We start from the raw sequence: 17,337 nt of genomic DNA, 5'->3' as shown, positions 1-17,337 counted from the left end.
GGATCAGGCGTCCTTGGAGTCGTGCGGTGCATCGAGCGCGGCGGCATCGGCGCCGAGATCGTATTCGGCATCGTAGTCCCACGCGCTGCCGTCGGTGGTGGCTGGGCCGCAGGCGATCGACAGCGCGCCCTGGTCGGCCGGCGAGACGTTCGCGCGGTTGAAGCCGAACAGGTTGCGGCCGTAGTCGGTGGGCGCCGGCGCGGTATCGGCGGCGGCTTCGCGGGCGGCCCATTCGTCGGCGTCGACCAGGGCTTCCAGCGTGCCCGCCTCGCCGTCGAGGCGCACGATGTCGCCCTCGCGCAGGTACGCGAGCGGCCCGCCGCGTGCGGCCTCGGGAGTGACGTGGATCGCGGCCGGGATCTTGCCCGACGCGCCCGACAGGCGGCCGTCGGTGACCAGCGCGACGCGCCGGCCCTGGTTCTGCAGCATGCCCAGCAGCGGCGCCAGTGAATGCAGCTCGGGCATGCCGTTGGCACGCGGGCCCTGGTAGCGCACGACGGCGACGAAATCCTGCGGCAGCGCACCGGCCGCGTGCAGCCGGTTCAGGGCCTGTGGCGTGTCGACGACGACGGCGGGGGCCTCGATGGTGCGGAATTCCGGCTTGACCGCCGACAGCTTGATCAGCGAGCGGCCGAGGTTGCCGCGCAGCAGACGCAGGCCGCCGTGGGCCTCGAAGGGGCCGGAGGCCGGGCGCAGCACGGTGTCGTCGGCGCTGCGGTCGATGCCGGGCACGTAGACCAGGCGTTCGCCATCGAGCTTCGGATCATTGCAGTAGGCACGCATGCCGCCATCGGCGACCGTCGTCAGGTCATCGTGCATCAGGCCGGCGTCCATCAGTTCGCGGAACACGAACGCGTTGCCGCCGGCGGCGTGGTAGCGGTTCACGTCGGCTTCGCCGTTGGGATACACGCGCGCCAGCAGCGGCACGGCCTGCGACAGCGCGTCCATGTCGTCCCAGGTCAGCACGATGCCGGCGGCGCGGGCGACCGCGACCCAGTGGATCGTGTGGTTGGTCGAGCCGCCGGTCGCCATCAGCATCGCGACCGCATTGACGATCGCGCGTTCGTCGATCAGTTCGCCGAGCGGCCGGTAGTCGGTGCCGAGCGCGCTGATCGCGACCGCACGCGACACCGCCTCGCGGGTCAGCGCCTCGCGCAGCGGCGTGCCGGGATTGATGAAGGCCGCGCTCGGCAGCTGCACGCCCATCGCCTCGAGCATGGTCTGGTTGGAATTGGCGGTGCCGTAGAAGGTGCAGGTGCCGGCCGAGTGGTAGGACTGGGCTTCGACCTCCAGCAACTCCTCGCGTGTCGCCTCGCCAGCGGCGTAGCGCTCGCGCACCGCGGCCTTGGTGCGGTTCGGAATGCCCGGCGTCATCGGTCCGCCGGGAATGAAGATCGCCGGCAGGTGGCCGTAGGCGAGGGCGCCGATCAGCAGGCCGGGCACGATCTTGTCGCAGATACCGAGGTACACGCTGCTGTCGAACATGTCGTGCGACAGCGCGATCGCGGTGGACTGGGCGATGACGTCGCGCGAGAACAGCGACAACTCCATGCCGGCGCGGCCCTGGGTGACGCCGTCGCACATCGCCGGCACGCCGCCCGCGACCTGGGCGGTGGCGCCGAGCGCGCGGGCCGTGTCGCGGATGAATTCCGGATAGGTCTCGTAGGGCTGGTGCGCCGAGAGCATGTCGTTGTACGCGGTGACGATGCCGATGTTCGCGGTCGGCTCGGCGCGCAGGCGCTGCTTGTCGGTCGGGCCGCTGGCAGCGAACCCGTGGGCGAGGTTGGCGCAGCTCAGGCGGCCGCGCAGCGGACCTTCGTCGCGCATGCGCGCGATGCCGTCCAGATAGGCGCGACGCGACGCCGCGCTGCGCTGGCGGATGCGCTCGGTGACGGACTGGACGATCGGATGGAGGCTCATGGGCGGCGGCAACGAGACTGGGAAGGGGAAGGCGCGTGCGGCGCGAACCGCGCGTGCAGGACGTGCAGGACGATCAGAGGCGGATCACGGGCACCAGTGCACGTGCAGCGGGGCGCCCGGCACCGTCAGGGCGAGACGCGCGGGCAACTCGCGGACGTCGTCGCTTTCCACGAGGCGGTCGAGCAACGCGCGTTTCTTCTCGCCGCGGATCAGCAGGATGCGGGTATGCGCCGGCGCGAGGCCTGCAGGCGTGAGACTGATGCGGCGGTGCCACTGGCCCGCACCGGGACAGCCGGTGGCATCGACGCCGACGTAGGGCGTACTCGCGCCGACCGCCCGGTCGAAATCCTGCATGCCGGGAAACAGCGATGCCGTGTGGCCGTCGTCGCCCATGCCCAGCACGACCACGCCCGCGGGCTGCCTGGCGTGCAGGTTGGCGGTGGACAGCGCTTCGTCGAACGGACGCCCGGCGCGCGTGATCGCTTCGAGCCGCGCCTTCTGCGCCTTGTTCTGGATCAGCGTCTCGCGCACCAGGCGCGCGTTGCTGTCGGGGTCTTCGGGCAGCAGCCAGCGCTCGTCGACGAGCGCGACGTCGACCTTCTCCCAGTCCAGCGGCGCCTTCGACAGCGCGGTGTAGACGGGCCCGGGTGTCTTGCCGCCGGACAGCAGCAGACGCGCGCGGGGACGTTGCTGCAGGTCGCGGGCGATCGCGGACGAAATCGCGATCGCGGCGCCCCAGGTCCACTGGGTGGCGGATTCATAAGCGTGCAGATGCATGCCTGCATCCTCGCCGATTCCGCCTGCGATGCCAAAGGCAACGGCGCCGGACGCGCTCATGCGGCTGCCTTGCGGCACGCGATCGCCGCGGCACCGAGCAGGCCCGCGTGGGGATGGGTCACCGCGACGCTCGGCACCTGGCCCATCGTCGGCGAGAAGCGGCCCTTGTGTTCGAAGCGCTGGCGGAAGCCCGAGTGGCGGATCGAATCGAGCATCTTCGGCACCAGCCCGCCGGTGAGGAACACGCCGTCCCAGGCACCGAGGGTGAGCACCAGATCGCCCGCGATCGCGCCGAACACCGCGCAGAACACGTCGACCGCGCGTCCGCAGCGCGGATCGCCGGCGGCGGCGCCCGCGGTGATGTCGGCCGGTCGCATCGGCCCGGGATCGACGCCGGCGATCTCGCTGAGCGCGCGATGGATGTTGACCAGCCCCGGGCCGCAGATCAGCCGCTCGTTGGACACCCGCCCGAACTGCGAGGACAGGTGTTCCAAAATGCGGATCTCCTCCGGCGTGCCCGGCGGAAAGCTCACGTGGCCGCCTTCGGTCTCGAGCGGATGATGGTGGCCGTCGCGGATCACCAGGCCGCCGACGCCCAGCCCGGTGCCCGGGCCGATGACCGCGTAGGTGCACGGGCCATCCGCATGCGCCGGCACCGACCACGGCACGCCGCCGATAGCGCTGTAGTCGCCGGGCTGCAGCAGCGGGATCGCCATCGCCTGCGCCGCGAAATCGTTGACCAGCTCGACATCGTCGAGACCGAGCTGCTGGCGCGTGCGCGGACGCGAGATCACCCAGGGGTGGTTGGTGATGCGCGCTTCGTCGCCGTCGACGCGGCCGGCGACGGCGAATACCGCGCGCCGGATCCCCGTCGAGCCCCCGTGCCCCGTGGTGTCGAGATAATGCTGCGCGGCCTCGCCCAGCGACGGAAAATCGGCCACCGAGAAGCCGTGCACGGTGTCGAGCTGCAACGGCGTGGCGCTGGCGGTGTCGGCCAGCGCGAACCGGGCATTGGTGCCGCCGATGTCGGCGAGCAGCGCAAGCGCCCCCGTCGTGCTCACGATTTGCGTCCGTTGTGCGTGGTCAGCGTGCGCGGCAGGAACGGCTGCGCTTCTGTCGGGCCCCAGCTGCCGGCCGGATAGTCGCGCACCGGCGTGCCGGCCTCGCGCCAGGCCGCGCTGACGCTGTCGATGAAGCGCCAGGCGGCCTCGACCTCGTCGTCGCGCACGAACAGCGTCTGGTCGCCCTTGAGGGCGTCGATCATCAGCCGCTCGTAGGCGATGCGGCGCTTGGGCGGCAGCATCGCCAGGTCCAGCGACATCGGCTGCAGCTCGTTGGCGCTCCACTCCGACGCGGCCAGGCTGCCCATCAGGCCCAGCTCGATGGTCTCCTCGGGCTGCAGGCGCACGCGCAGCTGGTTGGCCCGCGCGCGCTTGCGCTCGTCGGCGCCGAACAGCCAGTGGGTGACCGGCTTGAAGGTGACGACGACCTCGCTGGTGCGAGACGGCATGCGCTTGCCGGTGACCAGCCGGAACGGGACGCCGGCCCAGCGCCAGTTGTCGATCCACGCACGCAGGCCGACGAAGGTTTCCACGTCGTCGCGCCCGCCGTGCTTGAAGCCCTGCACCGCCTGGCCGTCGACGACGCCGTCGCGGTAGCGGCCACGGACGCTGTCGGCCGCGGCGGCGGCCGGGGTCATCGGCCGCAGCGCGCGCAGCACCTTGCGCTTCTCGTCGCGGATGCTGTCGGTGTCCATCTCCGCCGGCGGCTCCATCGCGATCAGCGCCAGCAGCTGCAGCATGTGGTTCTGGACCATGTCGCGCAGCGCGCCGTAATCGGCGTAATAGCCTTCGCGCCCGTCCACGCCCGCGGTCTCGGCGACGATGATGTCGACCGATTCGATCCAGCGCCGCTCCCAGACCGCCTCGAACAGCGTGTTGCCCAGACGCAGCGCCAGCAGGTTCTGCACCGGCGCCTTGCCGAGGTAATGGTCGATGCGGAAGATCTGCGATTCGCTCAGCGCCGCCTTCAGCGTCGCATCGATCTCCTGGGCGCTGGCCAGGTCGTGGCCGATCGGCTTTTCGAGCACCAGCCGCGAGGGCGCCTCGAGCAGGCCGGCCGCCTTGAGCCCGCGGCAGGCGGACGCGAACAGGTTCGGCGGCGTCGACAGATAGCTGACGGTCGGGCGGTCGGCGAAGCGCGACAGCGTGGCGGCCATCGAATCGGCGTCCGACAGGTCGACGGCGACGTAATGCGTACGGCGCAGCAGCTCGTCGAGCACGGCCGCGTCGTAGTCGTCGCCCAGACGCTCGCGCAGCCACGCCTGGAAGCTGGCGTCATCGTGGTCGCTGCGCGCGATCGCGATGATGCGGAAATCCTCGGGAAGCAGCCGGTCGCGCAGCAGATGCAGCAACGACGGGAAGAGATAACGTTGCGCCAGATCACCAGTGGCACCGAACAGCAGCAGGGAGTCGTGCATGGACGCCGGGTTCGCTTCGGGTTCAGGATTGGGAATCACGGAGTGTGTCGTGCGATGGACCTCGACCGCAATGCCCGACGGCCGTCGCACGCACGCGACGCGCGCCGCAACGGGCCCGGGCGACGACCACATACGTATGCAGGCCTGACGCCATCGGCATACGCTTGGCCGCTGCGTCTGAAAACGGTTACATGGCAGAATAGCGCATCACGCGTGCATGCGCCCGGTCGCCGGTAGCGTGCACGTCCACACGCCACGCGGCAGTCGGGAGAAGGCATGGCCAAGGTGCGGTTCGATGCGGTGCGCAAGGTGTATCCGAACGGATACGTCGGCGTGGCCGGTGCGACGTTCGAGGTCGCCGATGGTGAATTGCTGGTGCTCGTCGGCCCCTCGGGCTGCGGCAAGTCCACGCTGCTGCGCATGGTCGCCGGGCTGGAGGCGATCAGCGACGGCACGTTGACCATCGGCGAGCGCGTGGTCAACGACGTGGCGCCGAAGGACCGCGATATCGCGATGGTCTTCCAGAGCTACGCGCTGTACCCGCACATGAGCGTGGCCGAGAACCTCGCGTTCGGCTTGAAGCTGCGCGGCCAGGACACGGCCACGGTGAAGGCGCGCGTCGCCGAGGCCGCGGCGATGCTCGAACTCGACACGGTGCTGGACCGCAAGCCCGGACAGCTGTCGGGCGGCCAGCGCCAGCGCGTCGCCCTGGGCCGCGCCCTGGTGCGCCAGCCGCAGGTGTTCCTGCTCGACGAGCCGCTGTCGAATCTCGATGCCAAGCTGCGCGCCGGCATGCGCGTGGAGATCGCGCGGCTGCACCGCAAGCTGGGCACGACCATGATCTACGTCACCCACGACCAGATCGAGGCGATGACGCTGGGTCAGCGCATCGTCGTGCTCAAGGACGGACAGATCCAGCAGATCGACACGCCGATGGCGCTGTACGAGCGCCCGGCGAACCTGTTCGTCGCGACGTTCCTCGGCAGTCCGGCGATGAACGTGGTGCGCGGCGCGCTGTCGCAGGCCGCGGACGGCTGGCACGTCGATGCCGGCGAGGGCGTCACGCTCGCGCTCGGCGACGCGGGGTTTCCGGCTGAGTGGAACGGCCGCACCGTCGATCTGGGCATCCGTCCCGAACACCTACTGCCCGCAACCGACGCCGATGCCGCGCTGTCGCCGGTGGTCGAGGTGGTGGAGCCGGTCGGCAGCGAGGTCTTCGTCAACCTGCGCCTGGGCCACTACGCGCTGATCGCGCGGCTGCCGCCCGACCGTGTGCCGGTGCCCGGCGAGACGCTGCCGCTGACGATTCCGGCCGGACGTGTGCATGCGTTCGATATCGAGACCGGTGAGCGGCTCGCTCTGGAGGCTTGAGCACACCGCGCCTGTCAGGAACACGCTGGCGCGCGCGGTCGCCCACCCACGCGTTCCATGTAGCGCTCGGGCAATCCCTCGAAAGCCCATCGCGCGCCAGCGCGCTCCTACAAGGGGGCGGGCGACCGTCCCGCATCCGCCTTGTGCCTAGTTATACTGGTCACTTGCGTGTGCCGACCGTCTGCCATCCTTGTGAAATCAATTGCTTGCGATGCGGACTTCGCGTAGCGCGCGACTTCTGATCCGTCATCCACGCGCCACACAGGCGCCAAGAGGCCACCCAAGCCCGCATGCGCCTGTCCACGATCAAGCTCGCCGGTTTCAAATCCTTCGTCGATCCGACCACGTTGCACCTGCCGACCAACATGACCGGCGTGGTGGGGCCGAACGGTTGCGGCAAGTCGAACATCATCGATGCCGTGCGCTGGGTCATGGGCGAATCCTCGGCCAGCCGCCTGCGCGGCGATTCGCTGACCGACGTGATCTTCGCCGGCTCCACGGCCCGCAAGCCGGTGTCGCAGGCGATGGTGGAGCTGATCTTCGACAACAGCGATCACACGATCCAGGGCGAATACGCCGCGTTCAACGAGATCTCGGTCAAGCGCACGGTCAGCCGCGACGGGCAGAGCGGCTACTACCTCAACGGCACCAAATGCCGCCGCCGCGACATCACCGATCTGTTCCTGGGCACCGGCCTCGGTCCGCGCAGCTACTCGATCATCGAGCAGGGCATGATCAGCCAGGTCATCGACGCCAAGCCCGAGGAGCTGCGCGTCTATCTCGAGGAAGCCGCCGGCATCTCCAAGTACAAGGAGCGCCGCAAGGAAACCGAGACCCGCATCCGTCACACCCGCGAAAACCTCGATCGCCTCGGCGATCTGCGCGAGGAAGTCGGCAAGCAGCTGCAGCATCTCGCGCGTCAGGCCAAGCAGGCCGAGCAGTACACCGCGATCCAGGCCGAGCGGAAGATCCGTGATGCCGAGTGGCGCGCTCTGGAATGGCGCACGCTGGACGCGCGGCTGCAGGCCTTGCGCGAGGGGCTGTCGCAGGAAGAGACCCGGCTGCAGCAGATCATCGCCGAGCAGCGCGAGGCCGAACGCGAACTCGAAACCGGACGCGAGCGCCGGCACGAGGCCGCCGAGGCGCTGAACCGCGCCCAGGCCGAAAGCTACGAGGTCAGCGGTGCGCTGGCCCGCATCGAGCAGCAGATCCAGCACCAGCGCGAACTCTCCGCACGGCTGCTCAAGGCGCGCGATGAAGCCCAGGCCCAGCTGGCCGAGATCGGCAGTCATATCGACCAGGACCAGCAGCGTCTCGATCTGCTGCACGAGAGCATCGCCGATGCCGAACCCCAGCTGGCGCAGTTGCAGGACGACGACGCCGTGCGCCAGGACATGCTGCGCGAGGCCGAAACCGCGCTGGCCGACTGGCAGACCCGCTGGGACACCCACAACCGCACGCAGAGCGAGGCGGCGCGCGAGGGTGATGTCGAGCGCACCCGCGTCGATTACCTGGACAAGCAGTCGCTCGAAGCCGACCGCCGCCGCGAGCAGTTGCAGGCCGAGCGCGCCGGCATCGACCTGGAAGCGCTGAGCGAGACCTTCGCCGATCTGCAAATCCGCCACGACGAGCAGAAAGCCGCGCTCGACACGCTCGGCGACGACCTGGAAACCCGCAAGGCCGCCGCCGTCGAGCTGCAGGACGCGCAGCGCGGCGCGCAGGAAGAACTGTCCGTCGTCCGCAAGCAGGCGCAGGAGGCCCGCGGCCGGCTGTCGTCGCTGGAAACCCTGCAGAACGCGGCGCTGGGCCAGGAGCAGGGCGCGGCGGTCGAGTGGCTGCGCCAGCGCGGGCTGGATTCAGCGGCGCGCGTCGGCGAGCGCCTGCGCGTGGAATCGGGCTGGGAGTTCGCGGTCGAAAGCGCGCTCGGCCAGTTGATCGAAGGCGTGCTGGTCGACGGCGACGGCGTGCCGGCCAACCTCGTCGATGCGCTCGGCGAGCTCGGCGAGAGCCGCCTGGCGCTGGTGTCGGCCGACACCGGCAACGAAGCCTTCGCGCCGACCTCATTGGCGGCCAGGGTGCAGGGGCCGCTGGCGATCCGCCGGCTGCTCGCGCGCCTGCACGTCGCCGAAACCCTCGCCGAAGCGCGCGCGCTGCAGGCGGGCCTCGGCGATGGCGATTCGGTGATCACCCGCAGCGGCGAGCGTCTCGGCGCCGGCTGGGTGCGCGTGTCGCGCTCGGGCGCGGCGAAGCAGGGCGCGTTGCTGCGCGAACGCGAGATCCAGTCGCTGCGCGAGACGATCGCGACCCTGCAGACGCAGGAACAGGCGCTCGAAGCGCGCATCGCGCAGGGCCGGGAACAGCTGCTCAGCGTCGAGCAGCAGCGCGAGGAAGCGCAGCGCGCCCTGTACGGTGCCCATCGCGCCGTGTCCGAACTCGCCGGCCAGGTGCAGAGCCAGCAGGGCCGGGTGGAAGCGGCGCGCACCCGCATCGAGCGCATCGACACCGATCTCGCCCAGCTGCACGAAACCCTCGACACCGCCGCCCAGCAGGCACGCGACGCGCGTAGCCGCCTGGAAGACGCCGTCGAGCGGATGGGTGATCTCGAAGCTGCGCGCGCCGCGCTCGAAGCCGAGCGTCGCGGCCTCGTCGAGGCCCGCGATCAGGTCCGCGCAGCCGCACGCGAATCACGCGATACCGCGCACGCTCTCGCGCTGACGATCGAATCCCAGCGTGCCCAGATCACCTCGCTGACCCAGGCGCTCGCGCGCATGGGCGGCCAGCGTGGCCAGATCGACAGCCGCCTGGGCGAACTGTCGGCGCAGCTGGCGACGGGCGATTCGCCCGTCGACACGCTGGAGCAGCAGCGCCAGGTCACGCTCGACGAACGCGTGCGCACCGAGCGCGCGCTGGCCGAGGCGCGCTCGGCCGTGGAAGGCATCGACAACGAACTGCGCACGTTCGAACAGGTACGCCAGCAGCGCGACGCCCAGGCGCTGCAGCAGCGCGAGGCGATTGCCCAGCGCCGGCTCGACCAGCAGGCCCTGGTGATCGCCGCCGATCAGCTGGCCGCATCGGTCGTCGAGGGCGGCTTCGTCATCGAGGAGGTGCTCAACGGCCTCGACGACGCGGCCAATGCGCCGGCGTGGGAAAAGATGGTCGCCGACTTCGACGCGCGCCTGCGCCGTCTGGAGCCGGTGAACCTGGCCGCGATCGCCGAACACGCCGAAGCCGCGCAGCGCAAGGACTATCTGGATTCGCAGGACGCGGATCTCACCTCGGCGCTGGACACGCTGGAAGAAGCGATCCGCAAGATCGACCGCGAGACCCGCGGCCGCTTCAAGGACACCTTCGACAAGGTCAACGCCGGCGTGCAGGCGCTGTATCCGCGCCTGTTCGGCGGCGGCCATGCCTATCTCGAACTCACCGGCGAAGACCTGCTCGATACCGGCGTGGCGATCATGGCGCGCCCGCCGGGCAAGCGCGTGTCCAACATCTCGCTGCTGTCCGGCGGTGAGAAGGCGATGACTGCGGTCGCGCTGGTGTTCTCGATCTTCCAGCTCAATCCGGCGCCGTTCTGCCTGCTCGACGAGGTCGACGCGCCGCTCGACGAAGCCAACGTCGGCCGCTTCACCGCGATGGTGCGCGAGATGAGCGAGCAGGTGCAGTTCCTGTTCGTCAGCCACAACAAGGCGACGATGGAGGCCGCATCCCAGCTCAGCGGCGTTACCATGCGCGAGCCGGGCGTGAGCCGTCTGGTGTCTGTCGATCTTGCCGAAGCCACGCGTCTGGCCGGCGCCGCCTAGGAGAACACCCCGAATGTCTGACGAGTCGATGCTGCGGATCGCGATTGCCGTCGCCGGTATCCTGCTGCTGGGGGCGATCCTGTACTTCGGGACGCGGCCGCGCAGCGGGCAGGGCCGGCGCGTCGTCAGCGACGACGACGCCCGCGTCGAGCCGACCCTCGGCGCGCAGCTGGAGCAGGATCTGGGCGAGGCCGGCGTCGCGCGCGAGGCCGGCGACGGCCCGGACATGCAGGCGGAGATGGATCTGCTCGACCAGACCGTCGGCAGCGTCTCGCCCAACAGCGAGCTCGGCAAGCGCAGCACCGACGATTTCGACAAGATCGTGACCCTCTACATCGCCGCACGCGCCGGCAACGTGCTGCGCGGCCCGGACATCGTGGTCGCCGCGGAAAAGACCGGCCTGACCTACGGCCACATGAACGTCTTCCACCGCCTCGTCGACAATCATCCCGAGCGCGGCCCGATCTTCAGCGTCGCCAACATCCGCAGCCCCGGCAGCTTCGAGATGGCCGAGATCCAGACCCTGGAAACGCCGGCGATCGCGTTCTTCCTGACCCTGCCGGCGCCGGTGCGCGCGCTCGATGCCTGGGACGCGATGCTGCCGACCGCCGAGCGCATGGCCGAACTGCTCGACGGCGTGCTGCTCGACGAACAGCGCAACGCGCTGGGCCGCCAGCGCATTGCCGGCCTGCGCGATGAACTGCGCAGCTGGGACCGCGAGCACGACGTGCCACCGGTGACCCGAAGCCCGCGCTGGTGAGTCCGGCGCGATGTCGATCTGCGGCATCAGCCACCTGACCTTCCTGGTGCGCGATCTCGAGCGCACCGCGCGCCTGCTCGTCGAAGGGCTCGGCGCCCGCGAGGTCTACGACAGCGGTACCCGGCCGCACTCGCTGTCACGCGAGAAGTTCTTCGAACTCGGCGGCGTGTGGATCGCGACGATGGAGGGCGAGCCGCCCGCCGAGCGCAGCTACCGCCATGTCGCGTTCCAGGTGGCCGCCGGAGATCTGCCCGGCTACCGCACGCGGCTCGAGCGGCTCGGTGTCGACATCCGCCCGCCGAGGCCACGGATCGAAGGCGAGGGCGAGTCGCTGTACTTCCACGATTTCGACAACCACCTGTTCGAACTGCACGCCGGCACGCTGGCATCGCGGCTGGCCGCCTACGCAGCCGCCTCTTAGGCGGGCATCCGTAGGAGCGCGCTCGCGCGCGATGGGGCGTTCACGGTAAACGTCCCATCGCGCGCCAGCGTGCTCCTAACGGGCTGCGTGCAGGTCGGCAGACACCGCGTCCGCCACGCCCCGGCGCGCACCTGCAACGGCAGCCCGGCAGCCTACAATTCCCCCATGCCGACTCCATCTCCTGCCGAGCGCGTCGCCGAATTGCGTACGCTGATCGAAGACGCCAATCACCGCTATTACGTACTCGACGATCCGTCGATCCCGGACGCGGACTACGATGCATTGCTGCGCGAACTCGAGGCGCTGGAAACCGCGCACCCCGAGCTCGCCAGCGACGATTCGCCGACGCGCACCGTCGGCACGCGGCCGGACGGCGGCTTCCCCGAAGTCACCCACGCGATTCCGATGCTGTCGCTGGCCAACGCCTTCGAGAGCGCCGGCGTCGCCGACGACGCGGACGACCGCACGCGCTATGCCGAGGTCGCCGATTTCGAACGCCGCATCGAGCAGAAGCTCGAGATCGACGCGCCGGTGTTCTCGGTCGAACCCAAGCTCGACGGCCTGGCGATCAGCCTGCGCTACGAGGAGGGCCTGTTCGTGCAGGGCGCCACCCGCGGCGACGGCGCGACCGGTGAGAACGTCACCGCGAACCTGCGCCAGGTGCGCGCGGTGCCGTTGAAGCTGCGCGACAGCGGCACGCCGCCCCCGGCCGTGCTGGAAGTGCGCGGCGAGATCTACATGCCGCGCAAGGCGTTCGAGGCCTGGAACGCGAAGGCGCTCGACAGCAACGAAAAGCTGCTGGCCAATCCGCGCAACGGCGCAGCCGGTTCGCTGCGCCAGCTGGACCCCGCGGTGACGCGCCGCCGGCCGCTCGCGTTCTTCGCGTATTCCATCGGCGAGGTCCGCGGGCTCGAACTGCCGGAAACGCATTCCGAGACCCTGGCAATGCTGCGTGAGTTCGGGTTTCCCGTCGCGCCCGAAGCCGATACCGCGACCGGCTTCGAGGGCCTGATCGCCTATTTCCGGCGCATCGGTGCGGCCCGCGACACGCTGCCGTACGACATCGACGGCGTGGTCTACAAGCTCGACGACTTCGATCAGCAGGCGACGATGGGCTTCGTCTCGCGCGCACCGCGCTGGGCGCTGGCGCACAAGTTCCCGGCACAGGAACAGTCGACGGTGCTGCGCGCGATCGAGGTGCAGGTCGGCCGCACCGGTGCAGTCACGCCGGTCGCGCGGCTGGAGCCGGTGCAGGTCGCTGGCGTCACGGTCACCAACGCCACGCTGCACAACGAGGACCAGATCCGCCGCCTCGACGTGCGCGAAAGCGACACGGTGATCGTGCGCCGCGCGGGCGACGTGATTCCCGAGATCGTGCGCGTGATCGACGACAAGCGCCCTGCGGGCACCGTCGAATGGACGATGCCCGCCACGTGCCCGGTCTGCGGTTCGGAGCTGGTGCGCGAGGAGGGCGCGTCGGCCTGGCGCTGCACGGGTGGTTTGACGTGCTCCGCGCAGCGCAAGGAAGCCGTGCGGCATTTCGCGTCGCGGCGCGCGATGGATATCGAAGGCCTCGGTGACAAGCAGGCCGAAGCGCTGGTCGAGTTCGGTTTCGTGCATTCGCCGGCGGACCTGTTCGCGCTGACGGTCGAGGATCTGGTGCGCATGAAGACCGCGCTCGATGCCGCGACGGCGGCGGATTTCGCCCAGGCGATCACCGACACCAAGGGTGCCCTGGCGCTCGATGCGGAGGGCGAACGGGTGCTGGCGCAGGAGTCGCCGGTGTGGAAGGACGCCGCGTTCCTGCGCGCGCATCTGACGGTCGAGACCGGCGGCAAGCTCGCGACGAAATGGGCCGAGAATCTCGTCACCGGCATCGCCGCCAGCCGCAGCACTACGCTGCCGCGCTTCCTGTTCGCGCTCGGCATTCCGCATCTGGGTGAGACCACGGCCAAGTCGCTCGCACAGTGGCTGGGCGCGCTCGACTTCGTGCGTACGACGCCGGCCGTGCTGCTGCAGGCGCTGCCCGACATCGGCGGCGAAGTCGCGCGTTCGATCGCGACGTTCTTCGAACAGCCCGGCAACGTCGAGGTCGTCGACGCGTTGCTGGCAGCGGGCATCACCTTCAGCGACGAGGCCGCGCCATCGGCCGCGCTGCGTGAGCGTCTCGGGCTCGCCCATCTTCTGTCGACGCTGCCGGTCGACAAGCTGGGCGGCAAGAGCGCCGAGCGGCTGGCGGAGACCTACGGCACGCTCGATGCGCTGCTGCGTGCGAATGCGAGCGGCTGGACCGGCGCTGGCCTGTCGAGCGCAGGCGCGGACAATCTCGCGGCCTTTCTCGCCGATGCGGACGCGCTGGCCGCGCTGCGCGCGAACGACGCTGCGATGCGCCGCCTGCTCGATGCGGCACCCGCGAACGTCGTGAAAGCATCCGGTCCGCTCGACGGCAAGACGGTCGTGCTGACCGGCAGCCTGGAGGCGATGACCCGTGACGAGGCGGGCGAACGACTCGAAGCGCTGGGCGCGAAGATAGCCGGCAGCGTGTCGAAGAAAACGTCGCTGGTCGTCGCCGGTGAAGCCGCGGGCTCGAAGCTGACGAAGGCGCAGGAACTCGGTATCGAGATCTGGGACGAGGCGGCGTTGCTCGCATTCCTCGCGTCGCAGGCGTGAGTCCCTCGATGCTGCCCTCTGCGAGCTTCGACACCCTGCGCCTGCGCGCGCGCCTCAATACCGTGCTGCGCGGCTTCTTCGCCGAGCGCGGCGTGCAGGAAGTCGAGACGCCGATGCTCTCGCAGGCCGGCAACACCGACCCGAACGTCGCCAGCTTCAAAACCGGGTTCAGCGGCCACGTCTCCGCCGGCCCACGCACGCGCTGGCTGCGCACCTCGCCCGAGTTCCCGCTCAAACGCCTTCTCGCCGCCGGCTTCGGCGACTGCTACGAACTCGGCCGCGTGTTCCGCGACGGCGAAGCCGGCGGTCGCCACAATCCCGAGTTCACGATGCTCGAGTGGTATCGCGTCTGCTGGGACCAGTATCAGCTCGCCGACGAGACCGTCGCCCTGGTGCAGGGCGCGCTCGCGCTGGTGGACCGGCGCGCCGACGTGGTGCAAACGACGTATCGCGCCCTGTATCTCGATGTGCTGGGCCTCGATCCGATGACGGCCGCCGACGCCGAACTGCAGGCGGCGCTCGGCGACGTGCAGATCGATCCGGAAGGCCTGACCCGCGACGACTGGCTGGACCTGCTGATGACGCACCGCATCCAGCCGGCGAATCCCGCCGACCGGATCCTCGTCGTCCACGATTACCCGGCCTCGCAATGCATGCTCGCGCGCATCGCCGAGCGGGACGGCGTGCTGGTGGCCGAGCGCTTCGAGCTGTATCTCGGCGCACTGGAACTCGCCAACGGCTATCACGAGCTTGCGGATGGCGAGGAGCAGCGCGCACGTTTCGAGCGGGATCATGCGGTGCGTGCGTCGCGCGGTGATACGTTCCCGGCGATCGACGAGGCTTTGCTGGCGGCGCTGGATTCTGGATTCCCGGATTGCGCGGGTGTGGCGCTGGGGGTTGATCGCCTGATGATGGCGATGCTGGGGACGGGGCGGATTGCCGATGTGATCGCATTCGACTTTGCCCGGGCTTAGGCGCGCGCGGGAGTGCGTTTAGCGTCGGGGAATCGAGTGTCGTCATCCCGGGGATTCAACAGACGCACGCCTGCTGCGTGGGGCATCCACTCGATACTGATCTGGCTTCTCGGCTTCGGCTTCGGCTTCGGCTTCGGCTTCGGCGCTGGCTTTCGCTCTGGCTTTCAGTTTTTGACTTGAATCGAGCCGTAGAGCGAGCCGAGCACCGGAGCCTGGCGCGGCCGAAGAGCAGCCCATGTCTGAGCGAAGCGAGTTTGGGCTGCGTGCCGCGTCAGGCGAGGAGCGGAGGGGACCGATGCGGCTTCATCGCATCGGCTCGCGTCCGGCGAAGGGACCTTTTGGTTCCTTTTGGGTCCATCCAAAAGGGACTCGCACGCGTAGCGGGCGAAAGCCGTGCACTTGCCTTATTTGTTTTTCCCCTAGGAGGCACGCTGGGCGCGAAGAACAGAGCTTCCGCGCTGTTCGCGCGGCTTACTTTTGTCTTGTCAAAAGTAAGCAAAACCGCCATCGCCGGACGCGAGCCGACGCGGCTGCGCCGCGCCGGTCCCCTGTGCTCCTCGCCTGACGCGGCACGCAGCCCAAACTCGCTTCGCTCAGACATGGGCTGCTCTTCGGCCACGCCAGGCTCCGGTGCTCGGCTCGCTTTACGGCTCGAAAGATCAAAGGCTGACAGCCACAGCCACAGCCACAGCCACAGCCACAGCCACAGCCACAGCCACAGCCACAGCCAAAGCCAAAGCCAAAGCCAAAGCCAAAGCCAAAGCCAAAGCCAAAGCCAAAGCCAAAGCCAAGGCCAAGGCTAAGGCCGAAGCCAAAACCAAAACCAAAGACAAAGACAAAGACAAAGACAAAGACTAAAGACAAAGACTAAAGACAGAGCCACAGCCACAGCCACAGCCAGAGCTGGAGCTGGAGCTGGAGCTGTAGCCGCAGCGCCCACAGCAATCCAACATCCCCGATTTACAATGCGCCCATGACCACATCCCCCTTCGACTTCGACCGCTACGACCACATCCGCCCGATCCTCTGGACCGGCGACACGCTCGAATTGCTGGACCAGCGCAAATTGCCGTTCGTCGTGGAACACGTGTCCTGCGCCACCAGTGACGACGTCGCGCAGGCCATCCACGACCTGACCGTGCGCGGGGCGCCGGCGATCGGCATCGCGGCGGCGTGGGGGGCGGTGCTGGGCGCGCGCGATATCGAGGCCGATGATGGCGAGGCGGCGCTGATGAAGCTGGAGCCTGCGCTGCAGCGGCTCAATGCCGCGCGGCCGACCGCGGTGAATCTGGCCTGGGCGCTGGCGCGCATGCGGCGTGTGCTGGCGACATCGGGCGCCGATTGGCGCGATGTACTGGCGCGCGAGGCGCAGGCGATCGCGGAAGAGGACCTCGCCGCCAACCGTCACATGGGCGCGCTCGGCGCGGACCTCATCGCGCCCGGCAGCGGGGTGCTGACCCACTGCAACACCGGCTCGCTGGCGACGGCGGGCTTCGGCACCGCCCTGGGCGTGATCCGTGCGGGCATGGCCCAGGGGCGCATCGGCAAGGTGTTCGCGGGCGAGACGCGGCCCTGGCTGCAGGGCGCGCGTCTGACGGTCTGGGAGCTGCAGCAGGACGGCATCGACGCGACGCTGATCGCCGATTCGGCGGCCGCGCACCTGATGAAGACCGGCGCCGTGCAGTGGATCGTCGTCGGCGCCGATCGCATCTGCGCGAATGGCGATACCGCGAACAAGATCGGCACCTACCAGCTGGCGATCGCCGCGCGCCATCACGGCGTCAAGTTCATGGTCGTCGCGCCGTCGTCGACCGTCGACATGGACACCGCGTCGGGCGATCTGATCGAGATCGAGCAGCGCGATCCGGGTGAGCTGTTCGGTGTCGGCGGCCACCGCACCGTCGCCGACGGCATCCAGGCCTGGAATCCGGTGTTCGACGTCACGCCGGGCGAGCTGATCGATGCGATCGTGACCGAACGCGGCGTGGTCGAACACCCGACGACCGACGCGATGCGCGCCGTCTTCGGCTGAGACGCGGTCCGGGGGCCTCGCGGCCTCGTTGGTCGGCAGCGACGTCGATGTCCATGCGGGACGGCCACGCGGCGCCCGGTGTTTCGCGTGCGGTGCGCATCGCGGATGTGGGCCAGCCCGCGCCCTTGCT

Annotated in this window: 12 protein-coding genes; 8 read left to right on the top strand and 4 right to left on the bottom strand. The window is 69.4% G+C overall.

Translation table 11 applies throughout. From position 1 onward, the window contains the following. Positions 1-3 precede the first annotated feature (3 nt). The 4 genes from edd to zwf all read right to left on the bottom strand — a co-directional run bounded on the left by edd (position 4) and on the right by zwf (position 5,176). Positions 4-1,920 carry a phosphogluconate dehydratase gene (gene edd, locus ACF3M1_RS10470; RefSeq protein WP_394000406.1) on the bottom strand — a complete coding sequence of 639 codons (1,917 nt, stop codon included), beginning with the start codon at positions 1,918-1,920 and terminating at the stop codon, positions 4-6. Positions 1,921-2,004: 84 nt separating this feature from the next. Next, entirely contained in the window at positions 2,005-2,697 is a 693-nt protein-coding gene (gene pgl / locus ACF3M1_RS10465; RefSeq protein ID WP_394000404.1) for a 6-phosphogluconolactonase, read from the bottom strand. Positions 2,698-2,753: 56 nt separating this feature from the next. After that, positions 2,754-3,758, bottom strand: coding sequence for a glucokinase (glk, locus tag ACF3M1_RS10460; protein ID WP_394000402.1), 1,005 nt, complete (start codon positions 3,756-3,758; stop codon positions 2,754-2,756). Beyond that, a complete protein-coding gene (gene zwf / locus ACF3M1_RS10455) occupies positions 3,755-5,176 on the bottom strand; it encodes a glucose-6-phosphate dehydrogenase (protein WP_394000400.1) in 1,422 nt (473 codons plus the stop codon). The genes glk and zwf overlap by 4 nt, the downstream gene beginning before the upstream one ends. Before the next feature lie 276 nt (positions 5,177-5,452). Between zwf and ACF3M1_RS10450 the strand changes: the two genes are divergently transcribed. The 8 genes from ACF3M1_RS10450 (at position 5,453) to mtnA (ending at position 17,207) form a co-directional block, all read left to right on the top strand. After that, entirely contained in the window at positions 5,453-6,547 is a 1,095-nt protein-coding gene (locus ACF3M1_RS10450; protein WP_394000399.1) for an ABC transporter ATP-binding protein, read from the top strand. Positions 6,548-6,837: 290 nt separating this feature from the next. Further along, a complete protein-coding gene (smc, locus tag ACF3M1_RS10445) occupies positions 6,838-10,350 on the top strand; it encodes a chromosome segregation protein SMC (protein ID WP_394000397.1) in 3,513 nt (1,170 codons plus the stop codon). 13 nt (positions 10,351-10,363) lie between these two features. Continuing rightward, positions 10,364-11,110 carry a cell division protein ZipA gene (gene zipA, locus ACF3M1_RS10440; protein ID WP_394000395.1) on the top strand — a complete coding sequence of 249 codons (747 nt, stop codon included), beginning with the start codon at positions 10,364-10,366 and terminating at the stop codon, positions 11,108-11,110. A 10-nt stretch (positions 11,111-11,120) separates the two neighbouring features. After that, entirely contained in the window at positions 11,121-11,531 is a 411-nt protein-coding gene (gene fosX / locus ACF3M1_RS10435; protein WP_394000393.1) for a FosX/FosE/FosI family fosfomycin resistance hydrolase, read from the top strand. A gap of 165 nt (positions 11,532-11,696) precedes the next feature. Beyond that, positions 11,697-14,201, top strand: coding sequence for an NAD-dependent DNA ligase LigA (gene ligA / locus ACF3M1_RS10430; RefSeq protein WP_394000392.1), 2,505 nt, complete (start codon positions 11,697-11,699; stop codon positions 14,199-14,201). Positions 14,202-14,212: 11 nt separating this feature from the next. Next, positions 14,213-15,175 (top strand): EF-P lysine aminoacylase EpmA, encoded by a 963-nt coding sequence (gene epmA / locus ACF3M1_RS10425; protein WP_394005238.1) that lies wholly within the window; start codon positions 14,213-14,215, stop codon positions 15,173-15,175. A gap of 630 nt (positions 15,176-15,805) precedes the next feature. Then, on the top strand, positions 15,806-16,033 hold the full coding sequence (locus ACF3M1_RS10420) for a hypothetical protein (protein WP_394000391.1): 228 nt from the start codon (positions 15,806-15,808) through the stop codon (positions 16,031-16,033). A gap of 115 nt (positions 16,034-16,148) precedes the next feature. Further along, complete coding sequence (gene mtnA / locus ACF3M1_RS10415; RefSeq protein ID WP_394000390.1) at positions 16,149-17,207, top strand: S-methyl-5-thioribose-1-phosphate isomerase; 1,059 nt, start codon at positions 16,149-16,151, stop codon at positions 17,205-17,207. Positions 17,208-17,337 lie beyond the last annotated feature (130 nt).

Origin of the sequence: Luteimonas sp. WGS1318 (assembly GCF_043187535.1) — a bacterium.
Taxonomy (GTDB): domain Bacteria; phylum Pseudomonadota; class Gammaproteobacteria; order Xanthomonadales; family Xanthomonadaceae; genus Luteimonas.
Note: the sequence above shows the minus strand (reverse complement) of the source record. Positions and strands in the feature narration are given on the sequence as shown.